Raw genomic sequence first — 2,145 nt, forward strand, 5'->3', positions numbered from 1 at the left:
GAATCCCAGCTCGATTTGATTAACATCAAATCTCAACAACGGATTCTTAGCCTAACCGTTAGCGGTAACTTGCCCCAAAAATTAAGAGCAGCTCCATTCCTACTCCTTTTTTGCTGCCTACCCTATAGTTGGACCAATCAATACGCAAGCGGAATGTTTATCAGGGCAGCAAAAAACTACGGTTTGCAATTCTCTAGATCAAGCTTTCATAGGGTTTCGGGATTTATAATTGAGCAACTTAAGGCCTTATCCTTTTGCCGCCAGTACGCAAGGGTTACGCAAGCAGTACGCAGGTCGACTTTAGGCTGGCCCCTTCTTTTTCAGGTTTGATAGAACTATAGATTTTATTTGTGCTTGCAGTGGTCAGGGCTGGACTGAATATGCGGCAAATACCACGGGGATTGTCCCAATGGTCTGCCCGTTAGAGTATGGTTCGGGCTGCAAGCAACCGCTAACAAGGGCTATAATTCAGTCTTGCATTCTTCAAAAGAGAAAATTCACTACTTTTAATCCGGCACGATTTCCTTACTGAAAAATCCTAGCGGATTTCCCAGACCGAAATCATAGCCTAAACGTTGTACGCAAGCATGAAACTCTTAGCTTGCAAGAAATATTTAAATTTCAAGAAAATGAAAAATTCAATTTTACTCCTGTTTATTTTAGCATCTGCATCCGTATTTTCGCAGGACTCTGATTACGGTGTATCCTCTTATCTGACCGAAGGAACAAAAGCACCAAATACCCATTATATAGGAGAAGCTTGGTTGAATGCCATTTATCACGATGACGAGGAATTGGGTTATAATATTACAAAAGCAACTTTTAAAGCCAACTCCACCTTGGATTGGCATAAACATGGTTCTGCGCAAGTCTTAATAATTGTAGATGGAGAAGCCTATTATCAGGAGAGAGGAAATGAGCCTGTAATTTTGAAAGAAGGAGATATAATTAAATGTGAGAAAGATATCGAACATTGGCATTCATCCACCAAGTATAGCGATGTAACTTATTTGGCTTTATACGGTGGTGGACAACCAACTACTTGGACTGAAGTAGTTACTCAAGAATATTATGATAAGGTGGCTGAAAAGCTAAAAAGAAACTAATTATCAGGAGTATACTCAATTTAAAAAATGCCAGCGTACAACAGGGGCTATAATCCATTGTTTAGCTTATTTACTACAATTCAAAACTTTTCATACTTTAGACCGGCAAGATCCCAAGCTCGATTTGATTAACATCAAATCTCAACAACGGAATCATAGCCTAACCGTTAGCAAATATTAGTCACTAAATGAGTAATTACCAATTTGTATTAATACTCCTTGTAATCCCAGTTGGATTATTTCTAAAATGGATTACGGACACATCGAAAGACTTTGAAAGCGAAATCGAAATGGACTGCAATAAACATGGATTGAATTATATTAGTTCAAAATACCCAGGACTTTTCAAAGTTGGTCCATTTAAGAAATTTGAAATCACCATAGGTAAGCCAACAATTAATAATGGCGCCATACAATATGAAAATACCTATTATCGGATTGTAGAATTAAAAACAAAAAACAATCGGAAAGAACGAGTTTGGGCTAAAATAGAGACGAGTTGGTTTAAGGATACCCAAATTGAATATAAACCTCGTTTATCCGAGCTTAAAAAATAACATTTGCTAACACTACCTATAAGTAATGCGGAGTTTGGTGTTTAATTCAAAGTAAGCGTATATTTACTATGTCCGCAAAATCTTTTCGATTTTGCTCTGGCGAAAAAATATAAATCAAAACAAAAAGCTTTTGCTACGTGCGAAGACGGAAACTAAAAGGTTTCCTTGCCTCCGCACTACTCATAGCTGAAGCGTTAGCGCCAATGGTGCATAAAAAATATTAAGCAGTACGGAGGGTTACGTTGAATGAAAGTTTAGACTAAGGATCGGGCAAAGCTGATCCTTTTTAAATTGCCTTACCAATCTGTTCGTAAGCAGAACGCAACCACTACGCTAGTTCGACCTTAAAAAGGCAATTTATAAAAGGCTAAAAACATAATTAGGATCTTGTTGGCCTTCACCTTGGCCTGGGTAACACCACGGGCGCTAACAAGGCCTATAATCCATTGTTTAGCATATTTACTACAATTCAAAACTTTTCG

2 protein-coding genes are annotated in these 2,145 nt (G+C 37.9%); both read left to right on the forward strand.

Annotation, left to right across the window (positions count from 1 at the left end):
• The first annotated feature begins 629 nt into the window (after positions 1-629).
• Positions 630-1,106, forward strand: coding sequence for a cupin domain-containing protein (locus ABXZ32_RS15760; protein ID WP_354619639.1), 477 nt, complete (start codon positions 630-632; stop codon positions 1,104-1,106).
• 188 nt (positions 1,107-1,294) lie between these two features.
• Positions 1,295-1,663, forward strand: a complete 369-nt coding sequence (locus ABXZ32_RS15765) for a hypothetical protein (protein ID WP_354619640.1) — start codon at positions 1,295-1,297, stop codon at positions 1,661-1,663.
• Positions 1,664-2,145: the final 482 nt, after the last annotated feature.

The organism is Sediminicola luteus (assembly GCF_040566555.1).
Taxonomy (GTDB): Bacteria; Bacteroidota; Bacteroidia; order Flavobacteriales; family Flavobacteriaceae; genus Sediminicola.